Here is a 24,365-nt window from a genome sequence, read left to right on the forward strand (position 1 = left end):
GGGTCGGGCGGGCGCGTACGTCCTCGCCGGCCCGTCGGTGTGGACCTCGACGGGGAACGCGGTGGTCGGATCCGACCCTCGCGGCGACGTGGCGGCCGCGACGGACCCGAGCCGAAAGGGCCCGCGCGGGATGCGCGGGCCCTTTCAGGATGCGATCAGCGCCAGCCGCGTGGGCCGAGCACCGGCTTCCAGTTGGCCGCCGCGTTCGGGTCACCGCTGCCGTCGTAGCTGGCCTTCAGCGGGTACGCGTACACCGGACGTTCCGTCGTGGTCACGCCACCGCTCACCTTGCTGGCCAGCACCGAGGTGGGCGCCTGGCCCCGCTCGGTCCAGGCGCGGATCGCGCCGAGCCAGTCGACCCGGTCGGCACCGGGACCGCCGGAGCAGTGGTAGACGCCGGGCAGCAGGAACATCCGGGCGAACTGCTGTGTCCGGGCCAGCGAGCCGTACCGCTTCACCACGTCCTCGTAGTACTGGATCGTGCCGAACGGGGTGATCAGCGGATCGGCCAGACCGTGGTAGAGCATCAGCTTGCCGCCCGCCCTGCGGAAGGCGTCGAGATCGGTGGTGTCGGCGTTGTAGACCTTCGCCATCCGGTCGAGCTTCGCCGCGTCCCGGGTCGGGTCGAAGTCCCAGAGCGAGTAGCCCGGCCCCGGGTCGGTCGGGAAGGCCAGGTAGCGCAGGACCTGCTCGGCGAACGCGCCGCCGCCGCTCAGGCCGGTCGGCGACGTGCTGATGTCGGCACCGACCCAGCCGCCCTCGGAACCCAGCGGCAGCCCGCCCGGGTACAGCGCCCGGCCACGGTTGTCGCGCGGGCTGTCGTACCACTTCTTCACCACCGCCACCTGCGCGGCGCTGAGGCAACCCGGTGCGGCCGCCCCCTGCGGGCAGAGCAGCGTCGCCGGGTCGAACCGGCAGGCGCGCGGGTCGTCCACGACACCATCCTTCACGACCCCGTCGCAGGCGGCCTGCACGCCCTGGTTGACGACCGCCGCGGCGGCCGCGTCGACGATCTGGTTACGGTCGGCGTCCCGGTTCTGCTGCTCGCGCACACCCTGGGAGAGCGGGGCGAGGTAGTTCTGTCGGTTGGCCGGTGCGCCGGCGACGATCCCGTCGAAGTCGCCGGGCCAGCGCTGCGCCTCGATCAGCGCCTGCCGGCCACCCGTGGAACAACCCACGAAGTAGGAGTAAGCGGGGGCGTGGCGGGTCATTCCCTTGAGGAGCGTCTTGGCCGCGAGCGCGGTCAGGTGCTCGGAGAGGTATCCCCAGGTGTTCTGCGCGGCCTTGTTGTCCAGGCCGAAGGAGGCGTCCGAGCCGCTGCCGACGTGACCGGTGTCGTCGGAGGCGACCGCGTAGCCGAGGTCGACGTTGCCGTTGCCGGAGGTGCCGGCCGTGGGAATGGTGCCGCAGAAGCCGCCGCCGCCCAGCTGGACGTAGCGGCGGTTCCAGTCGGTCGGCACCTGGAGACGCAGTTGGATCACCGAGGTGCTGCCGTCGTCGGCACGGACCGTGATGGCGGCCCGGACGTCGCAGTAGGGCGTGGCGGCCGCCGTGGCGCCGGTCGTGGCGGAGCTGACCGTCGTCGGGTAGCCGACGGCGCGGCTGAGCTTTCCGGCGGCGGCGGTCGTGGAGCAGTCGAGTCGTGGCGTGGCGTGTGCGATGCCGGGTGCCGTGCCGACGGTGAGGGCGGCGGCGACGACCACGGCGGAGAGGAGACGGAACCTGTGGAGCACATTGGCCTCCAGTGTTTCGCTAGGCGGAACGTGGCAACATCGCCACGGCCTGGGGGATGACGCTAGAGCTGGGCGAATGCCCTGTCAACATCCATGCCTATCGTTCCGCTGGGCGGAACTCAGCCGAGCACGTCCCGCTCGCGCAGGGCCGCCAACTCCTCCGCCGACAGACCCAGCTCGTCCCCGAGCACCGCGTCCGTGTCGGCGCCCAGTGCGCGCCCGGTGAACCGGATCCGGCCCGGCGTACGGCCCATCCGCCACAGCACGTTCTGCATCCGGACCGGCCCCAGGTCGGGGTCATCCACTGTGGTCACCAGATCCAGTGCCCGTACCTGCGGGTCGTCGAGCAACTCGCTCGGCTTGTAGACCGGCGCCACCGCCGCCCCCGCCTCCTCGAACGCGCGCAGCACCTCGTCGCGGGTCCGCGCCCCGATCCACTCCCCCACGTAACCGTCGAGCAGGTCGGCGTGCTGCGCCCGCTGGCGCCCCGTGGCGAACCACGGCTCGTCGATCACCTCGGGGTGGCCGACAAGCGTCAGCACCCGCCGGGCGATGCTGTCGGCACTCGTGGAGATGGCCACCCAGTGCCCGTCAGCCGTCCGGTAGGTGTTGCGCGGCGCGTTGTTGAGCGACCGGTTGCCGGTACGCCGCTGGTCGATGCCGAGCTGGTCGGCGTAGATCACGCCGGGCCCGACAGCCGTCATGATGGGGCTGAGCAGGTCCAGGTCGATCTCCTGACCCAGGCCGTCCTTCTCCCGCTGGAACAGCGCCATCGAGACCGCCGCCGCGCCCGCCATCCCGGCGATCGAGTCGGCCAGACCAAACGCCGGCAACGTCGGCGGGCCGTCCGGGTCGCCGGTCAGGTGGGCGAAACCGCTCATCGACTCCACCAGCGTGCCGAAGGCCGGCCGCGCCGCGTACGGGCCGGACTGACCGAAGCCGGTGACCCGCAGCAGGATCAGCCGCGGATTGTCCGCGGAGAGCACGTCGTAGCCGAGGCCCCAGCGCTCCAGCGTGCCGGGCCGGAAGTTCTCGATCACGACATCGGCGGTGGCGGCGAGCTTGCGGAAGATCTCCGCTCCGGCCGGGTCGCCGAGATAGAGCCCGACCGTCCGCTTGTTGCGGGCCACCATCTTCCACCACAGCGGCTGGTCGTCCTTGGCCAATCCGTGCCCGCGCATGCCGTCGCCGCGGGCCGGATGCTCGATCTTGATGACCTCGGCGCCGAAGTCGCCGAGCATCTGCGCCACCAGCGGGCCGGCCAGGATTGTCGACAGGTCGAGCACCCGCAGGTCGGCCAGCGGTCCGTCGTTCACACTGGACATGCTCACCCCTGGTACGGACGGTGCACGTAGCGGCCGCCCGGGGTGCCGACGACGTTGCCGGCGTCGAGCACGCGCTGCCCCCGGACCCAGGTGTCGGTGACACGGGCGCCGAGTTCGAAGCCCTCGAACGGCGTGTACTCCTGGGTCGACTCGGAGTCGGCAGCGCGCACGGTCCAGGTGGTGTTCTCCACCAGGCACAGATCGGCGTCGAAGCCCACCCCGATGGTGCCCTTGCCGGGCAGGCCGTAGCGGCGGGCCGGGTTCCAGGCGGCCAACTGGGCGATCCGCTGGTGCGACAGGCCGCGCCTGCGCCCCTCCGAGACCAGGCCGGGCAGCAGGTACTCGGCCCCGCCGAAGCCCGACTTCGCGGCGAAGATGTCGTCGCGCGGGTCGCCGAACTTCGTCTCGTCCTTGCAGCACGCGTGGTCACTGACCACCCAGTCGACGCTGCCGTCGAGCACGTACTCCCAGAGCGCCTCCACGTCCTCCTGCGGGCGCAGCGGCGGGTTCACCTTGCCGCCCAGACCGTGCGCGGTGTCCACACTGGCCAGCAGATGCCCGATGGTGACCTCGCGGCGGAAGTCGACATGCGGGAACGTCCGGGCCATCGCCATCGCCGCCCGCAGGGCCTTGCGCGAGGAGAGGTGCAGCAGGTTGATGTTTGGCAGCCCGGTCTCGTCCGCCAGGAACGCCGCGATCGTCACCGCGAGCCCCTCCGAGTGCGGCGGCCGTGACGCGCTGTAGGCCGCCAGGCCCTGCAACGACGCGTCCTGCTCGACCAGCTTCGTGTACGCGGTCATGATCTCGGCGGTCTCGCAGTGCAGCGACAGCGACACGTGCGGTGCCGCCTCGGTCAGCTTCTCCCGAGCCGCCTGCACGCCGCGCATCACGAACTCGAAGTGCGCGAGGTCGTAGCGCTCGTCCGGCGGGATCATCAGGAACGAACTCTGGTCGCTGGACCGCCCGTGCAGCCCGTGGCTGCCGTAGAACATGAAGATCTTGAAGGACGTCACGCCGAAGTTCTCGATGATCGAGGGGATCTCGTCGATGTGCTCCCTCATCATCGGCGCCAGGTGGAAGCCGTAGTCGATGAACGAGCGTCCCTCCGACGCGGCGAGCACGTGCGGGAAGAACTCCGCGTACGAGCCGCCCCGGTTGAGGTAGTACTGCCCCGTACGCATGTAGGTCAGTCCGGTCGTCACGCCACCCTGGACGCTCGCACGGCTCTCGGTGGCGGTGTCCTCGGCCAGCGAGTTGTAGATGCCCCAGTGCTGGTGCGCGTCGACCGCGCCCGGGTACGCGAGCCGGCCGCGCCCGTCCACCACGGTCTGCGCCTCGTCGGCCGGGATGTCGGCCTCGACCCGCACCACCTTGCCACCGGCGATGCCGATGTCGAGCCGGTCGCCGTCGGGCGAGCCGGCGTCGGGCCGGATCACGGTCACGTTCTTGATCAAGGTCTCCAGCGGTTTCATGCGTTTCCTCCCGTGGTTCGAGCGACGTGGTTCGCCGCGAGGTAGGCGAGGCCGAGGGCGGGCAGGAGGCCGTTGCCGGCCAGGTAACCGGCCGCGCCGTGGCCGGAGATACCTGCCGCGGCACCACCCGAGGCGTAGAGGCCGGGGATCGGCGCGTCACCCGGGCCCAGCACCCGGGCATGCTCGTCGACCACCAGGCCGCCCTGGGTGTGGAAGAGCGCCGGCACCACCCGGGCGGCGAGGTACGGCGGCTCCAGTGGTGCTTCGAAGAAGGTGCGGCCGAACCGGTCGGCCCGCTCGCCGCGAGCCACCGCCGCCGTCTCGGCCAGTTCGGCGGTCACGGCCTCGGCGGGCAGCCCGGTGACCGAGGACAGTGCCGCCTCGTCGGCCGCGTCCAGCAGCGCGCCGGACTCCACGCTCTGCCGGAAGTCGGTGAACGCGAGGCAGGCGTCGCGGATCCGGCGGTCCAGCACCAGCCAACCGAACGCCTCCGGGCGGGCCGCGAGCGCGGCGGCGTACTCGGAATAGCCGGTCGTCTCGTCACCGAACCGCCGCCCGGTGCTGTCCAGCAGGACACCGCCGTGCATCACGGTCGCCCAGCCGACCAGCGTCGCGGAGCGCGCCGAGAGGGCGGCATGCCCCTGGTACGCGTCGAGGAAGGCGCTCCGCGCGCCGAGCGCGGTGCCGATCCGCAGCGCGTCGCCACGGGACGTCTCGCTGCCGTGGTAGACCGCCGTGGCGATCTCCGGCAGGTGCTCGCCGACCATGGCCCGGTCGGCGCCGTAGCCGTTGGTGGCCAGCAGCACCGCCCCGGTCGGGATCTCCTCGCGTGTGCCGTCCGGTCGCTCGACCACGGCGGCCCGGACCGCGCCGGACCCGACGACGACGTCGACCAGTCGGGCCGGGACCAGCATGTCGACACCGGCCCCGCCCAGTCGCTGGACGAGGTGGTCGAGCAGGACGGTGCCGTGCCGGCCCTCGACGGTGTGGCAGCGGTCGACCGAGTGACCCGGGTAGTGGAAGTCGGTGACCAGCGACAGCTCCAGCCCGACGCTGTCCGCCAGCCACTCGACCAGCTCGGCGCTCACCGCACCGAGCGCGCGGGCGAGCCTCTGGTCGCCCTGCCCCTTGGTCTTGCGCGCGACGTCCGCCGCGAACAGCTCGGCCGAGTCGTCGATGCCGGCGGCACGCTGCCACCGGGAGCCGGCGCCCGGGATCATCGCGGTCGACATCGAGGTGTTGTTGCCGCGGCGGAAGTGCTCGCTGGCCTCGACCACCAGTACGTCGAGGCCGAGCTGGGCGGCGCGCAGGGCGGCGACGAGCCCTCCCCCGGCGCCGGCGACCACGAGGTCCGGCCCGTTCACGCGCCCACCTCCCCCGCGCCGATCAGCCGCAGCGCCAGGGCTGTCGGGTCCACCACCCGCGCTGGCAGACTGACGCCGGCCGGCAGGTCGACGGCCGAACAGCCGTTGATCACCGAACGCGCGCCGCCCGCGGCGAGCGTGCCGACGGCACCGCCGAGCGTGCTGGCCCAGCGGGAGGTGTCGGCGATCGCGTGCACGTCGAGGTCGAGCACCTCGACGCCGAGCAGGTCGGCCGACCACCCGTAGACAGCGGCCCGGGCGGTGATCTCGTCGGCGATCGGCTTGTTGCGGGCCACCGCCGCGCACCTCCGCCCGCTCAGCACGGCCCAGCCGAGGCTGAGACGGAGCAGCCCGAAGACCGGCACCGGCAGGGTGCCGGCGAGGTCCGCCACACCGGGGTCGAGCACGCAGTCCGGCAGCAGCGCGTCGAAGCCGGCCGGCGCGCCGCGCAGCGCCGCGGTGACCAGTTCCTCGCTCTCGCGCACCTGCGCGTCGGTGTCCAGGGCGCGCGGCCCGTCCGCGCCGATGTCGTGCAGCACGACCTCGACGCCGGGCGGCGACAGCGCGGCGTAGCGCGCCTGCCGGCGGGCCAGTTCCTCGGCGTCGACATGGATCGGTGTCACGGCGTAGATCCGCACGGTCTCTCTCCTAGATCTCGGCGAGCCGGCGCAGGTCGGACCCGACGTCGGTGCTGGCGGCCAGGCCGGCGGCGACCTCGTGCACGGCTCGGACGGCGTCGGGGTCGAGCAGGCGTCCGAGCAACGCGAGCACGTCGCCCTCGGCCATCGGGTGGTGGGCCGCGTCGCCGACCGGGTTGGGCACCTCGACCACCCTGGGTGACCCGCCGAGGGTGCGGACGGTGACGCGGGCCGCACGCTCGTCGGGCAGTCGGGCGTCGAGGTCCGGAGCGACCCGCAGCACCACCTTGGCGGCCAGCGCGCGGACGCGCGGGTCGTCGCGCCGGTCGTCGGCGGAAACGGCGGGGTCCACGGTGCCGTGCACCAGCGCGGCGGACACCACGAACGGCGTCGAGAACAGCGCGGCCAGCCGGCTGTCCCACCTCGTCCGGTCGAGCCCGCCGGCCAGCGAGTGGGTCTCGACCAGGACCTCCTGGACGTCGTCAAGCGTCAACCCCTCGGCCCGCATCAGCAGGGCCGCGTCGGCCGCCGGATGGGTGAACGAGCAGGACGCGTGGCGCTTGAAGTAGCCGAGCCGCACGTCCCACCGCGTGCCGAGCCCGTCGGTGAGCGGCGCGGGGTCGAACCGGCCGAGCACGTCGCCGAGCGACAACGAGGGCGTACCGGTGTTGCGGGCGACGCCGGCCGCGGCCATCCGCGCCGCCGCCAACCCGGACACGTTGGAGGCTCCCAACCAGGCGTCGCGGACCGGATTGCCGTCAAGCGCGCTGGCGAAGTGCCCGGCCACCGGCAGACCGGCGCCCGCGTCGATCGCCGCGGCGACACCCTCGGCGGGCAGGCCGAGCAGCCGCGCGCAGCCGGCCGCCGCACCCGCCACACCCCAGCTGCCGTGTGGGTGCGCGCCGGCCCGCAGGGTGGTGGCCCGGCCGAAGCGCGCCGCCACCTCGTAGGCCACCAGCAGCGCCGACATCGTCTCCGGGCCGGACGCGCCGAGGTCGGCGGCGAGCGCCAGCACCGCCGGAAGCCCGTGCGCCGCCGGATGGCCCTTGGCGTACTTGTGGCCCTCGTCGAGTTCGAGCCGCGCCATCGCTGTCGCGTTCAGCCAGGCTGCCGCCTCGACTGTGGTGGTCGCGCCGGCGCCGACCAGCGGCGCGGGGCCGGCACCGGGACGCCACGCGGCGACCAGGGCCCGCTGCTCGGCCTGCCGGGCGCCGACCACCGTCACGCCGAGCGAGTCGAGCAGCACCAGCCCGAGCCGGTCGCGGACGGCGTCCGGGACGTCGGACCAGCGGAGCGCGGCGGCCCAGGCGCCCAGCCCGGCCACCGCCTCCACCGTGGACGTCACGTCAGAGGCCCAGGTAGGCGGCTCGGACCCGGTCGTCGCGGGCGAGCTCCGATCCCGAGCCCTCAAGAACCAGGCTGCCGCTCTCCAGCACGTACGCCCGGTCGGCCAGGTTGAGCGCGTGCGCGGCGTTCTGCTCGACCAGCAGCACCGAGACACCCCGGTCGCGGATCGCCTTGATCGCGTCGAGCACGGTCCAGGTCAGCTTCGGCGACAGACCGGTGGACGGCTCGTCGAGCAGCAACAGCCGTGGACCGGCCATCAGGGCCCGGCCGATCGCGAGCATCTGCTGCTGCCCGCCACTGAGCGTCTCGGCGGCCTGGGCGCGCCGCTCGGCGAGGATCGGGAACAGGTCGAAGACCTCCCGCAACGGCTCGTCGAGCGGCTTGCGGCCACGGGTCCAGCCGCCCATCCGCAGGTTCTCCTCGACGCTGAGCGGCCCGAACAGCGCCCGCCCCTCCGGCACCTGGAGCAGGCCACGGGCGACCAGCTCGCTCGGGCGTACGCCGTCGGCCCGCGCGCCGTTGAACGTGATCGTGCCCGAGGTCGGTTTGACCAGCCCGGAAATGGTCTTCAGCGTGGTGGTCTTGCCGGCACCGTTGGCACCGACGATCGCCACGATCTCGCCCTCCTCGACCCGCAGGTCGAGCTCGTGCAGGATCTGCAGGCCGTGGTAGCCGGCGCTGACCCCCTCAAGCGTGAGCATGCGGGTCCTCCCCGAGATAGGCCTCGATGACCCGCGGATCACGGGTCACCTCCTGCGGTGGGCCCGAGGTGAGCACCCGGCCCAGATCGAGCACGAGCACCGAGTCGGACAACCGCATGACCGCGGCCATGATGTGTTCGACGAAGACGAGCGTGACGCCGTCCTCGGAGCGCAGCCGCTCCAGCAGCTCCATCACCGGCGCCCGCTCCGCGGGCACCAGGCCGGCCAGCACCTCGTCGAGCAGCAGCACGCGGGGTTTGCTTGCCAACGCCCGGGCCAGCTCCAGCCGCTTGAGGGCCGCGGTGGGCAGGCCCTCGGTCGCCGAGTCGCGCCACCGACCGAGGCCGACCCGGTCGATCAGCTCGGCGGCGGCCGTCCGGGCCGTACGCTTGGCGGCGCCGCCGGCCAGCACCGCGATCGTGACGTTCTCCAGCACGGTCATCGAGTAGAACGGCCGCATCAGCTGGAACGTCCGGGTCATGCCCGCTGCGGTCACCTTGTGCGGCGCGTGCCCGGTGATCTCCTTCCCGCCCAGGTGCACCCGGCCGGTGTCCGGCCGCAACGCACCGGCGATGAGGTTGAACACCGTGGTCTTGCCGGCGCCGTTGGGCCCGATGACGCCGAGGATGCTGCCCTCGGCGACCTCGAAGCTCACCTCGTCGACCGCACGCAGTCCCTTGAACGACTTGGAGATTCCGTCGACCCGAAGCAGTGTCATCGCCGGGACCACCTTTGGCGGATCGTTCCGTAGATGCCTTTCGGCAGGAGCAGCACGATGATGATCAACAGGGTGCCGTAGACGATCACGTCCAGGCCGCTGCGTCCCTGTAGGAACTCCAGCGCGGGCGGCGGGTTGCGCAGCACCGTCGCCGTCACGTCGTTGAGCGGGCCCATCACCACGGCGCCGATCACCGGCCCCCAGATGGTCGCCACCCCGCCGATCACCGCGGGCAGGATCGCCTGGATCGACACGCTCGACCCGAACGCCAGGTCCGGATCGATGAACAGGAAGTACTGCACGTAGAAGGCACCGGCGACAGAGGTGATCGCGGCGGACAGCGCCATCGTCTGGAGCTTGTAGCGCATCACCGGGATGCCGACCGCCGCCGCCGCATCCTCGTCGTCACGGGCGGCCTTGGTGAACTGTCCGACGCGCGAGCGGACGAACTGCACGCTGATCACCAGCGCGGCGACGGTGAGCCCGAGCGCGATCCAGAAGTAGTTCGGCGAGGACGGCTCGAACTGGATCCACCACCACGAGCTGTCGGGGCGCAGCGGCACGTGGTAGCCGACCGCGCGGTTGACGAAGTCGCTGTTCGTCGCCCAGAGCCGGAGCATCTCGGCGAACGCGAAGGTGGCGAGCGCGAAGTAGGCGCCGCGCAGCTTGTACCGCAGTGCGAGAAAGCCGATCAGCGCGGCGAAGGCCGCGGCCAGCACCATGCCGGCGACCATCCCGAACCACGGCGACACCCGGTGCTCGACCAGGAGCCACGCACTGGCGTACGCCCCGATACCGAAGTAGGCCGCGTGTCCGAAGCTGAACATGCCGCCGAAGCCACTCATCATGTTCCAGCCGATGCTCATCAGGGCGAAGATGAGCACCCGCACCGCGACCGATGCCTGTGCCGACGGAAGGATCAGAGGCAGCGGCACCAGCAGCACGGCGAGTACCGCGATGGCCACCAGGTGCTTGTTCCACGGCAGACGGGGCAGCGGCCTGCCGGCCGCCGTCTCCGGTGCCGGCGTGTCGGTGGCGGTCGTCATGCCGACCTCCCGAAGAGTCCCTGCGGGCGCAGGAAGAGCACGAGCACGAAGACGATGAACACCGACAGCAGGGGCGACTGTCCGGGCAGGTAGATGCCGCCGAGCTGCTCGGCCAACCCGATGACCAGGCCGCCGACCAGCGCGCCGACGACGTTGCCCATGCCGCCCAGCACCACCACCACGAAGGCCACGATGTTGAACAGCGAACCGGTGGTGGGTTCGATGGTGACCAGCGGGGCGACGAGCGTGCCGGCGGCGCCGGCGCAGGCCGTGCCGAGCGCGAACGTCACCGCGTAGATGACCCGCGTGTCGATACCGACCAGCTGCGCGCCGGTGTCGTTGGCGGCCACCGCGCGGATCGCGGTGCCCAGCCGGGTGCGCTGAAGCAGCAGGTAGAGCAGTCCGGCCAGGACCAGCGCGCCGAGGAAGGCGAGGATCCGGGACAGGTTCGCCACCGCTTCGAAGATCGGCACGCCACGGTCGCCGGGCAGGGCCACCGAACGCGGGTTCCCGCCGAAGAACAGCAGCAACGCGTTCTCGATGATCAGCGAGATGCCCAGCGTGATCAGCAGCTGGTTCTCCAGCGGCTTGCCCATCGCGCCGGCCAGGATCCCGCGCTGCACCAGCAGGCCGAGCACGAACATCGCGGGCACGCTGACGGCGAGCGCGAGATAGGGATGCAGTCCGGCCTGGGTCAGCCCGAACGTCAGGAACAGGGCCAGCGCCAGGAAGCTGCCGTGCGCGAAGTTGACGATGTCGAGGACACCGAAGATCAGCGTGAGGCCCATCGCGATCAGGCCGTAGACGCCGCCGATCAGGACACCGGTGGCCATCGCCTGCACGACGACCACCCCGCTGCCGGAGCGGACGTACGCGAGCACGACCGCGAGCACGACCAGCGCGGCGATCACCGCGATCCGCAGCCACGGCACGGTACGCGCGGGGGTCGGGCGTACCTCGTCGGGGTCCAGGGTCGCCACGCCGCCGCCGCCGGCGGCGTGGCCCTGGTCGGTTGGCGAGGTCACTGGCTCTTGAAGGCGGGGTAGAGGGGCTTCTCCTCCGCCTTGTCGGCCGGGAACACCTGCTTGACCACGCCACCCTGGACCTGCATGAGGATCGGCGTGGCGTTCTCGTTCTCTCCGGTCGGGCCGAACTTGATCGGGCCGTTGCCGGCGATCAGGGTCGGCACCGAACCGCTGGCGATCGCGTCACGCACCTTCGCCGGTTCGGCGCTGCCGGCCCGCTCCAGCGCGTCGGCGATCACCTTGACCGAGTCGTGTGCGAGCACCGCACCGGTGCGGATCTGGTCGTTGTAGCGCTCCTGGTAGAGCTTGGCCAGCGCCTGCGTGTCGGGGTTGGTCATGTCGGCGTGGTAGTTGGCGTCGAAGAACCCCTCGGCTGCGGCGCCCGCCTCCTTCGGGAACTGCGGGAGGTCGAACGCGCCGTTGGCGACCCCGTAGACCGCCTTGAGGGCCGGCGGCTTGACGGTGGCGACGGCCTTGGCCGCCAGCACGCCGTCGCGGTAGTAGCCGGCCACCATCAGCACGTCGGCGCCACTGGCCTTGACCTGGGTGACCTGGGTCGTCAGGTCCGAGACGTTCGCGGCGTCGTAGGCGAGGGCCGGGCCGACCTTGATGCCGGCCTTCTCCGCCTCGGCCTTGAAGGCGTCCCGTACGGCGCTGCCGAACGGACCCTGCTCGTGCAGCACCGCCACGGTCTTGACCGGCTGGTTGGCCGCCTTGGCCACCTGGTCGAGGAACTGCGCACCGGCGGTGCCGAGCACCGTGGAGCTGGGCTGCACCCGGAACGTGTACTTGTAGCCCTGGGAGAGGATCGAGTCCGCGCTCGACACGTCGATCACCAGCGGCACCTTGTTGCGTTCGGCCACGGTGGACACGTTCGCGGTGACCGCGCTCTGGTAGGTGCCGACCAGGCCGACCACGCCGTCCTGGATGAGGCGCTGCGCCTCACTCTGGCCGACCTCAGGCTTGCCCTGGGTGTCGGCGCTCACCAGTTCCAGCTTCTTGCCGCCCTGCGACTTGATGCCACCGGCGTTGTTGATCGCCTCGACGGCCAGCTTGGCTCCGTTGTCCATCTGCTGCCCGTCAGCCGCGGCCGCGCCGCTCAGCGGGTGCAGAGAACCGATCTTTATGGTGCCGCCGGACTGGGCACCGCCGCCGTTGGTCGTGCCGGCGGGTCCGGACCCGCCGCACGCGGCGAGGGCCAGCGGCAGGGTCAGGGCGAGGCTCAGGGTCCAGGTCTTCCTCATGTCAGCTCCTGGGGTGACCGTGTTCCGCCGCACGGAACATCGCATGGGGCATGATGCTGGCACTGCCCCTTCGCCCGGGTCAAGGGTTCGCCGCAGAATCTTCTTCAACCCTGGATAGCGCCACATTGGGGGCTTGACCCCCGGGTCGGTCAGTGCTGGAATCGTGTTCCGCTGGCGGAAACACCGCACTGGGAGATGAATACGTGGCAGAGAGTCAGGGCACCGAGGCGGCGAGCCGCGTGGCCGACGTCCTTCTCCTGTTCACCGACGGGCCGGACTTCCTCGGGGTGACCGCGATCGCGCGCAGCCTCGATTTGTCCAAGGCCGTGGTGCACCGGATCCTGCAGACGTTGGTCGAACGCCGGTTGCTGGTCAGCGACCCGGCGAGCCGCGGCTACCAACTCGGCCCGGCGGCCGCCGCACTCGGCGCCCGCGCCCTGCGCGAATCGCAGCTGCGCACGGTCGCGATGCCGGTCCTGCGCGAGCTGCAACTGACCACCGGCGAGACGACGACCGTGTCGGCACGGGTGCACGGCGGCCGGGTCTACCTCGACCAGGTCGAGTCCACCCGGGAGATCAAGATGACAGTCGAGGTGGGACGCCGCTTCCCCCTGCACGCCGGCAGCTCCAGCACCTGCATCCTCGCCTTCCTGCCCGACACCGAACGGGAGTCCCTGCTCACCGCCGAACTGCCGTCGCTGACGAGTCGCACGGTGACCGACCACGACCTGCTCCGCTCGCGGCTCACCGCGATCCGCGAGACCGGGGTGGCCAACTCCGACGGCGAACGCCAGGAGGGCGCGGGCTCGGTCGCCGCACCCGTCTTCGGCATCGACGGCACCGTCGTCGGCGCCATCTCGGTCTGCGGCCCGGCGCACCGGGTCGACGCGGCCGCCCGGGAACGGTTCGGTCCGCTCGTGTGGGACGCCGCCGACCGCATCTCCCGGGCGCTGGGCTGGTCCGGCGGGCTCCCCAAGTGACCCCGCGATCCTGGCTCTACGTGCCCGGCCACCGCGCCGACCGGGTCGCGAAGGCCCTCGCCGCCGGTGCCGACGCGGTGGTCGTCGACCTCGAGGACGCGGTGCCGCCGGACCAGAAGGCGACAGCCCGGGAGACCGCGCTGCGGCTGGCCTCCCAGGGCCCCCACGAGCGACCGCTGTGGGTACGCGTCAACGACCCGACCGGCCCCTGGGGCGAGGACGACATCGACGCGCTGGCCGGCCTGGCGCTGGCCGGCCTGCGGGTGCCCCGGTCTGAGGACCCGGCCGTGATCCGCGACGTCGCCACCCGGGCCGGGCTGCCGCTGCAACTGCTCCTGGAGAGCGCCGCCGGGCTGGCCCGGGCGGCCGAGTTGGCCACCGCGCACCCACTGGTCGCCGGGCTCGGGCTGGGCGAGGCAGACCTGTCGGCCGACCTGCGGGTGACCGGCGACGACGGGCTGGCCTGGGCGCGTGGCTGGGTGGTCGTCGCGGCCCGCGCCGCCGGGCTCCCCTCGCCCGTGCAGAGCGTCTACACCGACGTCGCCGACCTCGACGGCCTGCGTACCAGCACCGAACGGGCCAGGGCCAACGGTTTCGTCGGCCGGTCCGTGGTGCACCCCCGACAGATCCCGGTCGTGCACGAGGTCTTCACGCCGACCGCCGCCGAGGTGGCGGCCGCGCGGGCCGTCCTCTCCGCCGCGGCACGCGCGCAGGAGGCCGGCGAGGTGGCCGTGCTCGACGCCGACGGCCGGTTCGTCGATCCAGCGGTGGTGCGCCGCGCTCGACTCGTCCACGACCTGACCGAACCGTCCGAACCACCCTCAGGAGGAACGAGTTGACCACCGAGCCGCAGGCCCGCCCGGCGCTCACGAGCGACGCCCTACTCACCGCGGTGACCGCGGGGGTACGGCTCGTCGAGCTCGGGCACCCGCACTTCACGGGCATGCCGTGCTCGCCGAACCATCCCGGATTCCGAATGAGCCTGATCCGCCGGCACGGCGACATGGTCCGCCCGGACGGCGGCTCGGCGGCCAACGAGATGATCGTGACCGGGGGGCACGTGGGCACCCACGTCGACGCGCTCTCCCACGTCAGCCACGACGGCAGGCTGCACGGCGGCGTGGACGCCGCGGCGGCGCAGACCGGCGGCCGGTTCAGCGCGCTCGGCGCCGAGCACACGCCCGCGCTGCTCACCCGGGGTGTGCTGCTCGACGTGGCCGCCGTACACGGGGTGGACGTGCTACCCGCCGGCTACGGCGTGACCGCGGCCGACCTGGCCGCCGCCGCCGAACGGGCCGGTGTCGAGCCGGGGCCCGGCGACGTCGCGCTGGTGCGCACCGGCTGGGCGCGGCACTTCGACGACGCGACGACCTACCTCGGGCAGACCGCCGGCGTGCCGGGCGCCACCGTCGACGCCGCCGAGTGGCTGGCCGCGCGTCGGGTGGTCGCCACCGGCTCGGACACCACGGCGTACGAGCAGATCCGTCCCGGCAACGGCCACAGCGTGCTGCCCGTGCACCGGGTACTGCTCGTCGATGCCGGCGTCCACATCATCGAGCACCTCAACCTGGAGCACGCGGCCGACGAGGGGCTGAGGGCGTTCGTCTTCGTGATGGCGCCGTTGCGCATCGTCGGCGGCACCGGCTCGCCGATCCGGCCGTTCGCGGCGGTGGCGGCATGAGCACGCCGACGATCGTCCAGCGGCTCGCCGCGGTTGCCGACGACGTACGGCGCGGCGGGCTCCCCGGCGACCTGCGGCAGGACGTGGCCCGCAGGGTGCTCGACCTGATCGGCAACAGCCTCGCCGCCACCGGGCTGCCGCCCGCACGGGCGGTCACCGCGTACGTCCGGGCGGCCGGCGGCACGCCGGAGGCCGTCGCGATCGGCACCGGGCTGCGCGTCCCGGCCGCGAACGCGGCGCTTGTCAACGGCACGCTCGCGCACTCGCTCGACTTCGACGACACCCACCTGCCGTCGGTTCTGCACCCCTCCTCGCCGGTGGTGCCCGCCGCGTTGGCGGTGGCCGAGGCGCGCGGCGCGTCCGGCGCGGCGCTGTTGGACGCGGCCGGCATGGGCATCGAGGTCGCCGTCCGGCTCGGCATGGGCGGCTACGACCGCGCGCTCGGAAACTCCGAGTTCTTCGAGCGCGGGCAGCACGCCACGTCCATCTGCGGCGCGGTCGGGGCGGCCGTGGCGGCCGCGATGGTCGGTGGCGCCGACGCCGACGGCATCGCGCACGCGGCCGGGATCGCCGCGAGCATGGGCGCCGGCCTACTGGAGGCCAACCGGACCGGCGGCACCGTGAAGCGGGTGCACTGCGGCTGGGCAGCCCACTCCGGCGTGGTCGCCGCGGAGCTGGCCCGGCACGGGCTCACCGGCCCGCCGACGGTGGTCGAGGGGCGGTTCGGTTTCCTGCACGCGTTCTGCGGCGAGCGGGCCGACGTCGACGCGGTGGTCGACCGGCTCGGCACACACTGGGAGCTGCCGGGCATCTTCTTCAAGCCGTACCCCTGCAACCACTTCACGCACGCCGGCATCGACGCGGCGCTGGCCCTGCGCGAGCGTGGCGTCGACCCGGCGGCGATCGAGTCGATCGAGTTGGGCGTACCGTCGCCGGTGTTGCGCACGATCGCCCAACCGCCGGAGGACAAGGCGCGGCCGGAGTCCGGCTACCACGCGGCGTTCAGCGGCCCCTACACGGTGGCAGCGGCGCTGCTCGGCGGCGGCGGCCTGGGCCTGGGCCACGAGGACTTCACGGACGCCGCGGCGGCGGACGAGACGCGGTTGGCGCTGGCGGCGAAGGTGCGCTGCGTGCCGGACGCCCGCTGCGACGAGATCTTCCCGAACCAGTTCCCGGCGGTGCTGCGGGTGGTGCTGCACGACGATACCCGGCACGAGGTGCGGGTCGACGTCAACCGCGGCGGGCCGGGCAACCCGCTCAGCTCGGCCGAGCTGGCCGCCAAGTTCGCGCTCAACGCCGCACAGGTGTCCGACCGCGAGGACATCGCCGCGGCCGTGCTGGACCTGGCCGCCGCGCCCGACGTGGCCGGCCTGATGACCCGGGTGCGCGGATGATCGAGGGGCTCGCCGCGAGCGCCGCCGACACCGAGTGGGCGTCGGCACCCGCGCGCGTGCGGGACCGGGTGGTCGACCTGGTCGCGGACACCATCGCGGTCGCCGCGCTCGGCAGCGGGCGGGCCGAGCTGCGCGCGCTGGCCGCCGGATCCGGCGGCCGGGGTGAGTCGACGGTGGTGGGCTCGCCGCGCGGTTGGCCCGCCGGGGAGGCCCAGTTCCTCAACGGCAGCGCGATCGCCGCGGATCAGCTCCAGGACGGCCATCGGCCGGCCCGTGGCCATCCGGCATCGCACGTGGTCCCGGCCGTGCTGGCGCTCGCCGAGGACCGGGACCTGCCGGGTACGCAACTACTGTCGGCGGTGCTGGCCGGCTACGACGTCGGTGTCCGGATCGGCCGGGCGATGGGGGGTACGCCCGACGGCGTACACGACATCGGCACCTGGGGTCAGGTCGGCGCGGCCGCCGGGGTGGCCCGGCTGCTGGCGCCCGGCGACGCGGCCGCCATGCGTCGTGCCATCGAGCTGGCCGGCTCGGCCGTGCTGCTCAGCGACGCGGCGACCATCTTCGCCGGTCGTGCCGGCGGGCACGCGTTCCTGGGCGCGTCGGTGCAGCTGGGCGCGAGCCTGGGCATGGCCGCCGTGGCTGGTCTGGAACCGTTACCCGGCGCGCTGGACCGGCATTTCGCGGCGGTCGCCGCGCGGGACTGGTCGGGTATCGGGCAGGACCACGGCCACGAGGTGCTGGGTGGCTACACCAAGGCGCACCCCACCTGCGCCCACCTGCACGGCGTGAACGATGCGGTGGCGGACATCGTCTCCGGGACCGGCCCGTTGTCGGATGTGGACCGCGTCGAGGTGCGCACGTTCGCGCACGCGGCCCGGTTCGACGCGGTCGCCGACAGCGAGCTGGCCGCCCGGTTCAGCGTGCCCACCTCGGTAGCGGTCGCGCTGCTCACCGGCGCGCTCGACGAGACCACGCTGACCGCGGAGACGGTCCGCTCGGCGACGGTCCGCGACCTGGCCGCGCGGGTCGAGGTGCGGCACGACCCCGAGCTGGACGCCGGCTATCCGGCCGGCCGTCCCGCCCGGGTGCGGGTCGTCCGCGCCGACGGCAGCGTGCTGACCGGCGCGGCGGACCTGCCACGCGGCGACGGTCCCCGGGCCTTCGACCGGGACGCGTTGCGCACGAAGGCCCGGCGGCTGCTCGGCCACCGCTTTCCCGGGCACGCCGACGAGGTACTCGCCCTGGTCGACGGACTGGCCGACGGCGGCACCGCCCGCTCGCTCGGCGCCGCGCTACGGGCGGCGGCCTCGTGATCGTCACCCGGCGCGACGGCGCGCTGCACCTGGTCGAGCAGGTCGAACACGGCCGGGTCGCGGGCGAGTTGGCGGCCGTGTGGGGCAACGACCGGTTCGAGACGCCGACACCGGGTTCACCGGTACGCACCGCTGCCACGCGGCACGACGAGGGCTGGCGGGCCTGGGACGCCCGGGTGCTCTTCCACGAGCTGGAACGCCGGCCGCTGCACTTCCTGGAGATCGACGCCGCCGAACACGTGCGGCTCTACCGCCAGGGCGTCGAGCGCGTGGCGCTCGGCGACGTGTACGCCGGCGTCCTGGTCGGCATGCACTGGACCGGCCTCTACCGGGGCCGGTGGTCCGCCCCGGACGCCCGGGGTCGACTGAACCTCGGCCCCGAGGGCCGGGCTGCGCAGGACGCGGCGGTCGACGCCGAGGAGCTGCGCTGGGTGACGGCGAAGCGGCTGGCCTGGACGGCGGCCGAACCCCGGGCCGCGTTCGAGACCAGGCTGTGGCACAACTACGAGCTGCTTCAGCTCTGGGATTTGCTCTCGCTCTACCTGTGCGTGATGCCGCCCCAGCCGGCGGCCGAGCCCGGACCGGCGCGGCCCTGGGGCCCGCAGCTGGCCGCACTGGAGCATCCGGCCGAGGACGTGCTGCTGCCGCCCGTGCGCACGCACCCGTTCGGCCCGGTCGAGCAGATCACCGTGGGTGTCCGCAGGCCGGGTGAGCTCTGGCTCGACCCGTACCCGTTCGCCCGGCCCGGCGTCACCGTCGACGTGCTCAGCGCGGTCGTGCCGGACCGGGACCACAGCCACGCGGAACTCGCCGCACGGGTCGGTCGGACGCCGGCGACCGTGACGACCTGGCGCCTCGCGCCGTGGGCCCGCTGATGGACCTCGCCACCGCCCGCACCGCCGCGCACGCCTTCGTGCTCGGCGAGGCCGGCTTCGCCCAGGTGACCACCATCGACCCGGACGGCTTCCCGGTGAGCCGCACGATGACCGCGTTCCTCGAACCGGACTGGTCGGTCAGCCTGGTGCAGCGGGCCGGGCACCGGCGGCTCGAGCAGTGGCGGCGCGACCGGCACACCCTCGTCACCTGGGTCGGCTCCCCCGCGCCGGGCGCCACCAACGAACGGCCGCACGTCTTCGACATCGGCCTGCTCCCGCCCCGGATGGTGGCCATCCGGGGGACGGCGTCGGTCATGCCGCCGGAGTGGACGATCGCGGTGTACCGGCGGGAGGTGGCTCGGCAGCGGGCGTCCGGCTTCACCAGGGCGCCCCTGCGCTCCGACGACGAGGTGACCGCCGAGCTGACCGGAGTGCGGATCGAGCCGGCGCGAGTGCGGCTCGAAGGGTTCGGCGTGGGCGCCGAATCCCATCTGTGGACCATCAGAAGGGCAACCACATGATCAAGACCATTCTCGGGTACGACATCGAGGAGGGCGTCAGCCCCGAGGAGTACGAGCGCTGGCTCTTCGACGTGCACGCGCCGGACCTCCTGGCCAACCCGTACCTCGACCGGATCGTCTTCAACAAGGTGCTGCGCCCGGTGCGACAGGCCTCCGGCGGCACCGCGTCCGTGCCGGAGGGCTACACGTTCTACCGGGTCGCCGAGATGCACTACGCCGACGAGGAGGCGTACGCGAACTACCTGCGCTGGTTCGAGGAGCACCCGCTGCCGGCCGAACGCGGCCCGGCCGGCCGCACGAAGTTCAAGTTCTACCTGGTCACCGACAGCACCGAAGTGAACCGGGAATGAGTGTCGCCGCGCTGCTCGCCGGGTTCGCGGCGCTCTCCCCACCGGAGGGGTCCCTCGCCGCGTGGGCGGCCCGGATCGGCACGCCGGACGGCGATTTCCCGCTGATCGGCGCCGGCACCCGGGCCGAGACGTACGTCGCCCTGCAGTGGAACGGCGAACGGTGTGCCTCGCTCGGTCCTGCGGTCGGGCCGACGCTCGTCGGTCTCGCGGTCGGCGCGGCCCGGCGCCGGTCGGTGGCCCAGCTGTCGGCGGCAGTCGACGCCGGGCTGGCCGCCGCCGCCGAGGTGTCGACGTCCACGGCGCCGGTGAGTACCGGTGTGCTGGCCGCCACCGTGTGCGCGGCGCGACTGGCCGAGGTGCCGGAGAACGACCTGCCGGCGCTGCTGGACCTCGCGGCGAGCCTGATGGTGATCGGGCCACCCGGTGTCGCGCCCGGGCACGACCCGGCCGCCGCCTGGCTCTCGGTGCGGGCCTGGGAGGCCGGCATCACCGGCATGCCCGGCGGGCTGGCCCACACCCTGTCCGTGGTGTCCACCGGGCTTCCCGACCGCCCTGCGGCCGACCTGGATGTCGTCGACCTCGTGGAGGCGCTGCCATGATCGTGCTCAACGTGGCGCGGCCGGCCGGCGAGGCGGACCCGGTCGAGCTGGCCGGCGCCGCGCTCGCGGCAGGGCTCGACGGCGTCGCCCTGGCCGACAGCCCGCGACTGTTCCCCGACTGCCTGGTGGAGACCGAACGGGTGCTCAGCGCCACCCCGGCTCGGCTCGCCGGGCCGTGCGTGCTCAGCCTCGGGCTACGGCACCCGGCCACGGTCGCCGGCGCCGTACGCACCCTGGAGTCGCACCACCCCGGCCGGGTGCTCACCGTCGTCGGGCGGGGCGAGAGCTCGGTACGCAACGAGGGGCTGGCGCCACCGTCCCTGCGTGCGTACGAGGCGGCGCTCGACGTGCTGCGCGAGCTGGTGCCGGCGTCGGCGCTACTGCTCGGTGCCGCGTCCGGGCCGCGCACCATCGCGGCCACCGCCGCCCGGCTCGGCGGCGTGCTGATCGACGCCGGCGCGGATCCCACGATCGTCGGCAAGGCGGTGGCGATGGCCCGCTCGGCGCGGGCGGACGTGCCGGTCTGGATGTTCGTCCGCGCGGTCGTGACCGACGCCGACACCGACGCCGACGCTGCCGCCGCGCCCGTGCTCGGGTCCTGCGCGGCCCGCCTGGTGCAGGCGCCGGACTGGTTCGACGTGCCGGCCACGCTGCGCTCCGGGGTGGCCGCCGTGGCCGGGGCGCACGACTACCGGCGGCACGGCACGGCCGGTGCCCGGGGCGCCGGCGACGTACCCGTCGAAGCCGACCGGTTCGTCCGTGAACGCTTCGTGGTGACCGGCGACCGGCACGCGGTCGCGGAACGGTTCGCCGCGTTCCGCGCCGCAGGCGTCGACGGCGTGGTGTTGGCCGGCGCTGTCGGTGGGGTCCTGAACCGGCTCGACGAGCTGGGCCGGGCGGTCCGCGACGGCCTGACGAAAGGCTGATGATGCCAGGAATCGACACCGCGCGGATCGCCGCCTTCGCACACGACACCGGCCGTGGGGACCCGCCCGAGGAGGTCCTCACCTTCACCCGCGCGCTGCTGCTCGACACCCTGGGCGCGCTGCTGGGTGGCCTGCGGTATCCGGCCGTACGGGCACTGGCCGAGTCACTACGCCCGTCGGCCACCACCGACCTTCCGTTCGGCCGGCTGCTCACCCTCGGCACGGCCGCCACCTGGCTGGACGCCGATTCCGGCGGGTCCTTCCATCCGCAGGGACACCGGCTACCACCGGTGCCGACGGCGCACCCGGCGCCGCACTCGCTCCCCGTGCTGCTGCACGCCGCAGCCGACGGCGTCGACGACCGACGGCTCGTCGAGATCTTCCTCGTCGCCAACGAGATCGGCATGCGTTTCGGCGTCGGCACCACCCTGCGGCCCGGCCTGCACCCCCACGGCATCCACGGCCCGATCGCCGCGGCGGTCGCCACCGCCCTGCTGGACGACCTTCCCCCGGCCACCACCGCCACCGCCATCGAGCTGGCCGGCTCGGTGCCGATGGCCGCGACCCTCGCCGTCCCGATGCGCGGCGGTACCGTCCGCAACCTGTGGACCGGCCTGGGCGCCTACTACGGCACCTCCGCCGCCCGCCGCGCCGCCGACGGCGCCACCGGCTCGGCGGGCCTGCTCCACGAACTGCTCGACGGCCTGGTCTGCACGGACCTGTCCGCCGCAGAGCTGACCACGGGTCTGGGCACCCGCTGGCGGCTGACCGACAGCTACCTCAAGCCGTACGCCTGCGCCCGCTGGGTGCACCCCGCGCTTGACGCGTTCCGCGCCGCCGTCGCGGACGTCGCCGACCCGGTACGCGAGCGCGGAGGCCTGACCGCTGTCGAGGTCGACACCTTCGCCTTCGCCGCGTCCCTGTCGGCCGTCGACGTCTCCTCGGACCTGGAGGCGCGGTTCTCGGTGCCGGTCAGCCTGGCCACCCTGGCCCTCGACGGCGAACTGGCCGCAGCGGGCTTCCTGCCCGACCGGCTGGCCCGCCCCGAGGTGGGCGCGCTGGCCGCACTGGTCCGGCTGCGCGAGGAGCCGGAGTTCACCGCCGCCCTCCCCCACGAACGGCCGACGACGGTCACGGTCCGCTGGCGGGACGGCTCCACGGCGTCCGCCACGGTACGCAACGCCCGCGGCAACCCGGACGACCCGCTGACCACCGACGAGGTGGCCGCCAAGTTCCGTCGCAACGTCGAGGACGTCCTCGACCCAACGACCGCCGACGCGGTGGTGGCCGGGCTCCTCGACGGCGCTGGCGGCGACACCCTGTCACGCGCGGCTACCGAGGTGATCGGCCGGTTCTGCCCCTAGTAGAGGTAGAGGACCAGTTCGCTCGCCGCGCCTCGGATCGCCAGATCGCCCGGCTCCGCGTCGGCGGCGAGGTCGGCGCAGCGGACACAGGCGGCGTTGAGGGTCAGGCGCCAGGAGCGGCCCTCGGTCGCGTGCAGGTCGATGGTCGCTGGCTTGAACGGCCAGGGGACGCTCGTCGCCGCGACGGTGGTCAGGAACTCGTCGACGCCCTCGACCGCGACGTCCGTCGGCAGCGGCTGCGCGGCCCCCTGGGTGAGCTGGGCGTCGTACGTGTGGACGGCCAGCTCCTGGATCTGGTGCCGGGCCACAGCTCCGCTGGTCTCCGGGGCCCGCGAGCGGCCCCACCAGGTCCAGCAGCCGCGATCCGGGCCGGCCTGACGCACCGCGTCGAGCATGAGCTCGGTCGACTCGGCGAGCCAGGCGTCCAGGGCCGCACGGTCGCGGGGGGCGGTCGGGGCGCCCTTCGGGTCCGTCCGCGCCGGCGGCTCGGCGCCCGGGCCCGCCGCGACGATGGCGGCCTGGCGGCGGCGACCGCCGCCGACGTGCTGCGCCAGATCACGCAGCGTCCAGTCCGGGCAGGTCGGGACCTGGACGTCAAGGTCGGGGGCGGACGCGATCGCGGCGCGCAACGCCGCCGAGCGGTCGTCGATCAGCCGCAGGACCTCGGGGAACTCCACAGTGTTCGGCACCCCGGTTGTGTATCACCGCGCTCCGGCGGTCGGGTTGCGATCTTGTCGGACGAACGCGTCGACAGCCGGACGGAGCGCCGGCGGCGTCCCTCCTGCGCCCTGACGATCGCGCCGCCGGTAGCCGGTGGAACCGGCTGGCGCCCGCCAGATGAGGAGTCGTCCGGATCTGCCAGCGGAGACCATGGTTCGCTCGGCCTGCGGTCAGGCGTCGGTAAATGTGTCGAGGTAACGGGCGAATCCAGCGGGGGCGCGGCTGTGGTGGCGGGCGCTGGTGTCCCACGTGCTGGTGGCCGGCGAGCCGCTCGGTAGTGGTGCGCACGGCGAGGGCGGCGATGTCGACGGCCAGATGTCGGTCACATCGCTGGGCCAGTCGGAGGGTGAGCATGCCCGTTGGCGGCGGACATCGCGGCGCTGGCCGGGGCGTTGGGCTACGCCAAGGTGAACGTCGTGGGTCACGACATGGGGTCAATGGTCGCCTACAGCATGGCAGCGAACCACCCCGCGGTCGTCAACAAGATCGCGATGCTGGACGTGGATCACCCGAACAGCAGCTACTACGAGTTCCGCATGCTGCCCGCGCCGGGTGCCCCGTTCCACCCCTGGTGGTTCGCCTTCAACCAGGTGGCGCAACTGCCGGAGCAGCTCGTCACGGGCCGGTCCCGCTTCCTCGTCGACTGGATGTTCGACAACCTCCTGGTCAACAAGGCTGCCATCAACGATTTCGACCGGGCCGTCTACGCCCTGGCGTACTCGACCCCGGACGCCATCCGGGGCGGCAACGGCTGGTACAAGGCGCTGGGCCAGGACATCATCGACAACGAGACGTACGCGCGGGTGACCATCCCGGTCCTCGGTATCGCCCACGACGTCTTCTACCCGAACTTTGCTGCGATGCTCACCCAGCAGGCCACCAACGTGCAGTTGGTGCAGATCGACAACACCGGGCACTACTTCGTGGAGGAGCAGACTCAGGTGCTCGTCCAGCACCTGAGGGCGTTCTTCGGCTGAGCGGGCCGCGTTAATCGGAGTCTCCGGGCGGGCGGGTGAACGACGGCCG

At 73.1% G+C, this 24,365-nt stretch carries 24 protein-coding genes; 12 read left to right on the forward strand and 12 right to left on the reverse strand.

What is annotated here, in order from left to right; all coding sequences use genetic code 11:
- Nucleotides 1–155: 155 nt before the first annotated feature.
- The 11 genes from ABZS77_RS23405 to ABZS77_RS23455 form a co-directional block, all read right to left on the reverse strand.
- Nucleotides 156–1,733 (reverse strand): tannase/feruloyl esterase family alpha/beta hydrolase, encoded by a 1,578-nt coding sequence (locus ABZS77_RS23405; RefSeq protein ID WP_354826445.1) that lies wholly within the window; start codon nucleotides 1,731–1,733, stop codon nucleotides 156–158.
- 119 nt (nucleotides 1,734–1,852) lie between these two features.
- A complete protein-coding gene (locus ABZS77_RS23410) occupies nucleotides 1,853–3,058 on the reverse strand; it encodes a CoA transferase (protein WP_354826447.1) in 1,206 nt (401 codons plus the stop codon).
- Between the two features lie 2 nt (nucleotides 3,059–3,060).
- Nucleotides 3,061–4,530, reverse strand: coding sequence for a dihydroorotase family protein (locus tag ABZS77_RS23415; RefSeq protein ID WP_354826450.1), 1,470 nt, complete (start codon nucleotides 4,528–4,530; stop codon nucleotides 3,061–3,063).
- The gene (locus tag ABZS77_RS23420; RefSeq protein WP_354826452.1) at nucleotides 4,527–5,894 is read right to left on the reverse strand and encodes an FAD-binding protein; all 1,368 of its coding nucleotides are present in this window, start codon (nucleotides 5,892–5,894) and stop codon (nucleotides 4,527–4,529) included. Before ABZS77_RS23420 ends, ABZS77_RS23415 begins: the two co-directional genes overlap by 4 nt.
- The gene (locus ABZS77_RS23425) at nucleotides 5,891–6,532 is read right to left on the reverse strand and encodes an aspartate/glutamate racemase family protein (RefSeq protein WP_354826455.1); all 642 of its coding nucleotides are present in this window, start codon (nucleotides 6,530–6,532) and stop codon (nucleotides 5,891–5,893) included. Before ABZS77_RS23425 ends, ABZS77_RS23420 begins: the two co-directional genes overlap by 4 nt.
- Before the next feature lie 10 nt (nucleotides 6,533–6,542).
- Nucleotides 6,543–7,877 (reverse strand): MmgE/PrpD family protein, encoded by a 1,335-nt coding sequence (locus ABZS77_RS23430; RefSeq protein ID WP_354826457.1) that lies wholly within the window; start codon nucleotides 7,875–7,877, stop codon nucleotides 6,543–6,545.
- A gap of 1 nt (nucleotide 7,878) precedes the next feature.
- Nucleotides 7,879–8,580: an ABC transporter ATP-binding protein gene (locus ABZS77_RS23435; protein WP_354826459.1), complete on the reverse strand. Its 702-nt coding sequence runs from the start codon at nucleotides 8,578–8,580 to the stop codon at nucleotides 7,879–7,881.
- Nucleotides 8,567–9,298: an ABC transporter ATP-binding protein gene (locus ABZS77_RS23440; RefSeq protein ID WP_354826462.1), complete on the reverse strand. Its 732-nt coding sequence runs from the start codon at nucleotides 9,296–9,298 to the stop codon at nucleotides 8,567–8,569. The genes ABZS77_RS23435 and ABZS77_RS23440 overlap by 14 nt, the downstream gene beginning before the upstream one ends.
- The gene (locus ABZS77_RS23445) at nucleotides 9,295–10,344 is read right to left on the reverse strand and encodes a branched-chain amino acid ABC transporter permease (RefSeq protein WP_354826464.1); all 1,050 of its coding nucleotides are present in this window, start codon (nucleotides 10,342–10,344) and stop codon (nucleotides 9,295–9,297) included. The genes ABZS77_RS23440 and ABZS77_RS23445 overlap by 4 nt, the downstream gene beginning before the upstream one ends.
- Nucleotides 10,341–11,369: a branched-chain amino acid ABC transporter permease gene (locus ABZS77_RS23450; RefSeq protein ID WP_354826467.1), complete on the reverse strand. Its 1,029-nt coding sequence runs from the start codon at nucleotides 11,367–11,369 to the stop codon at nucleotides 10,341–10,343. The genes ABZS77_RS23445 and ABZS77_RS23450 overlap by 4 nt, the downstream gene beginning before the upstream one ends.
- Nucleotides 11,366–12,613, reverse strand: a complete 1,248-nt coding sequence (locus ABZS77_RS23455; RefSeq protein WP_354826470.1) for an ABC transporter substrate-binding protein — start codon at nucleotides 12,611–12,613, stop codon at nucleotides 11,366–11,368. Before ABZS77_RS23455 ends, ABZS77_RS23450 begins: the two co-directional genes overlap by 4 nt.
- Before the next feature lie 203 nt (nucleotides 12,614–12,816).
- Here ABZS77_RS23455 and ABZS77_RS23460 point away from each other — a divergent pair, with 203 nt between their 5' ends.
- From ABZS77_RS23460 to ABZS77_RS23510, 11 genes are read left to right on the forward strand one after another with little or no spacing between them, the layout of a single operon-like run.
- Nucleotides 12,817–13,593, forward strand: a complete 777-nt coding sequence (locus tag ABZS77_RS23460; protein ID WP_354826473.1) for an IclR family transcriptional regulator — start codon at nucleotides 12,817–12,819, stop codon at nucleotides 13,591–13,593.
- Entirely contained in the window at nucleotides 13,590–14,432 is an 843-nt protein-coding gene (locus ABZS77_RS23465; protein ID WP_354826476.1) for a CoA ester lyase, read from the forward strand. The genes ABZS77_RS23460 and ABZS77_RS23465 overlap by 4 nt, the downstream gene beginning before the upstream one ends.
- Nucleotides 14,429–15,274 carry a cyclase family protein gene (locus tag ABZS77_RS23470; protein WP_354826479.1) on the forward strand — a complete coding sequence of 282 codons (846 nt, stop codon included), beginning with the start codon at nucleotides 14,429–14,431 and terminating at the stop codon, nucleotides 15,272–15,274. Before ABZS77_RS23465 ends, ABZS77_RS23470 begins: the two co-directional genes overlap by 4 nt.
- A complete protein-coding gene (locus ABZS77_RS23475; protein WP_354826481.1) occupies nucleotides 15,271–16,668 on the forward strand; it encodes an MmgE/PrpD family protein in 1,398 nt (465 codons plus the stop codon). Before ABZS77_RS23470 ends, ABZS77_RS23475 begins: the two co-directional genes overlap by 4 nt.
- Entirely contained in the window at nucleotides 16,665–17,984 is a 1,320-nt protein-coding gene (locus ABZS77_RS23480; protein WP_354826485.1) for an MmgE/PrpD family protein, read from the forward strand. Before ABZS77_RS23475 ends, ABZS77_RS23480 begins: the two co-directional genes overlap by 4 nt.
- On the forward strand, nucleotides 17,981–18,859 hold the full coding sequence (locus tag ABZS77_RS23485; RefSeq protein WP_354826487.1) for a DUF3891 family protein: 879 nt from the start codon (nucleotides 17,981–17,983) through the stop codon (nucleotides 18,857–18,859). Before ABZS77_RS23480 ends, ABZS77_RS23485 begins: the two co-directional genes overlap by 4 nt.
- Nucleotides 18,847–19,380 carry a hypothetical protein gene (locus tag ABZS77_RS23490; RefSeq protein WP_354826490.1) on the forward strand — a complete coding sequence of 178 codons (534 nt, stop codon included), beginning with the start codon at nucleotides 18,847–18,849 and terminating at the stop codon, nucleotides 19,378–19,380. Before ABZS77_RS23485 ends, ABZS77_RS23490 begins: the two co-directional genes overlap by 13 nt.
- A complete protein-coding gene (locus ABZS77_RS23495; RefSeq protein ID WP_354826493.1) occupies nucleotides 19,377–19,730 on the forward strand; it encodes an EthD domain-containing protein in 354 nt (117 codons plus the stop codon). The genes ABZS77_RS23490 and ABZS77_RS23495 overlap by 4 nt, the downstream gene beginning before the upstream one ends.
- The gene (locus ABZS77_RS23500; RefSeq protein ID WP_354826496.1) at nucleotides 19,727–20,329 is read left to right on the forward strand and encodes a hypothetical protein; all 603 of its coding nucleotides are present in this window, start codon (nucleotides 19,727–19,729) and stop codon (nucleotides 20,327–20,329) included. The genes ABZS77_RS23495 and ABZS77_RS23500 overlap by 4 nt, the downstream gene beginning before the upstream one ends.
- Entirely contained in the window at nucleotides 20,326–21,255 is a 930-nt protein-coding gene (locus tag ABZS77_RS23505; protein ID WP_354826499.1) for an LLM class flavin-dependent oxidoreductase, read from the forward strand. Before ABZS77_RS23500 ends, ABZS77_RS23505 begins: the two co-directional genes overlap by 4 nt.
- Nucleotides 21,255–22,619 carry an MmgE/PrpD family protein gene (locus ABZS77_RS23510; RefSeq protein WP_354826502.1) on the forward strand — a complete coding sequence of 455 codons (1,365 nt, stop codon included), beginning with the start codon at nucleotides 21,255–21,257 and terminating at the stop codon, nucleotides 22,617–22,619. Before ABZS77_RS23505 ends, ABZS77_RS23510 begins: the two co-directional genes overlap by 1 nt.
- On the opposite strand, the gene ABZS77_RS23515 is transcribed toward ABZS77_RS23510, so the two are convergent.
- Nucleotides 22,616–23,308 carry a maleylpyruvate isomerase family mycothiol-dependent enzyme gene (locus ABZS77_RS23515; RefSeq protein WP_354826505.1) on the reverse strand — a complete coding sequence of 231 codons (693 nt, stop codon included), beginning with the start codon at nucleotides 23,306–23,308 and terminating at the stop codon, nucleotides 22,616–22,618. The genes ABZS77_RS23510 and ABZS77_RS23515 overlap by 4 nt on opposite strands.
- A 390-nt stretch (nucleotides 23,309–23,698) precedes the next feature.
- On the opposite strand from ABZS77_RS23515, the gene ABZS77_RS23520 reads away from it, so the two are divergent.
- Nucleotides 23,699–24,316: an alpha/beta hydrolase gene (locus tag ABZS77_RS23520; protein ID WP_354826508.1), complete on the forward strand. Its 618-nt coding sequence runs from the start codon at nucleotides 23,699–23,701 to the stop codon at nucleotides 24,314–24,316.
- The last annotated feature ends 49 nt before the right edge of the window (nucleotides 24,317–24,365 follow it).

The sequence above is a fragment of the Micromonospora sp. NPDC005298 genome (assembly GCF_040607375.1).
In the GTDB taxonomy this organism is placed as follows: Bacteria; Actinomycetota; Actinomycetes; order Mycobacteriales; family Micromonosporaceae; genus Micromonospora.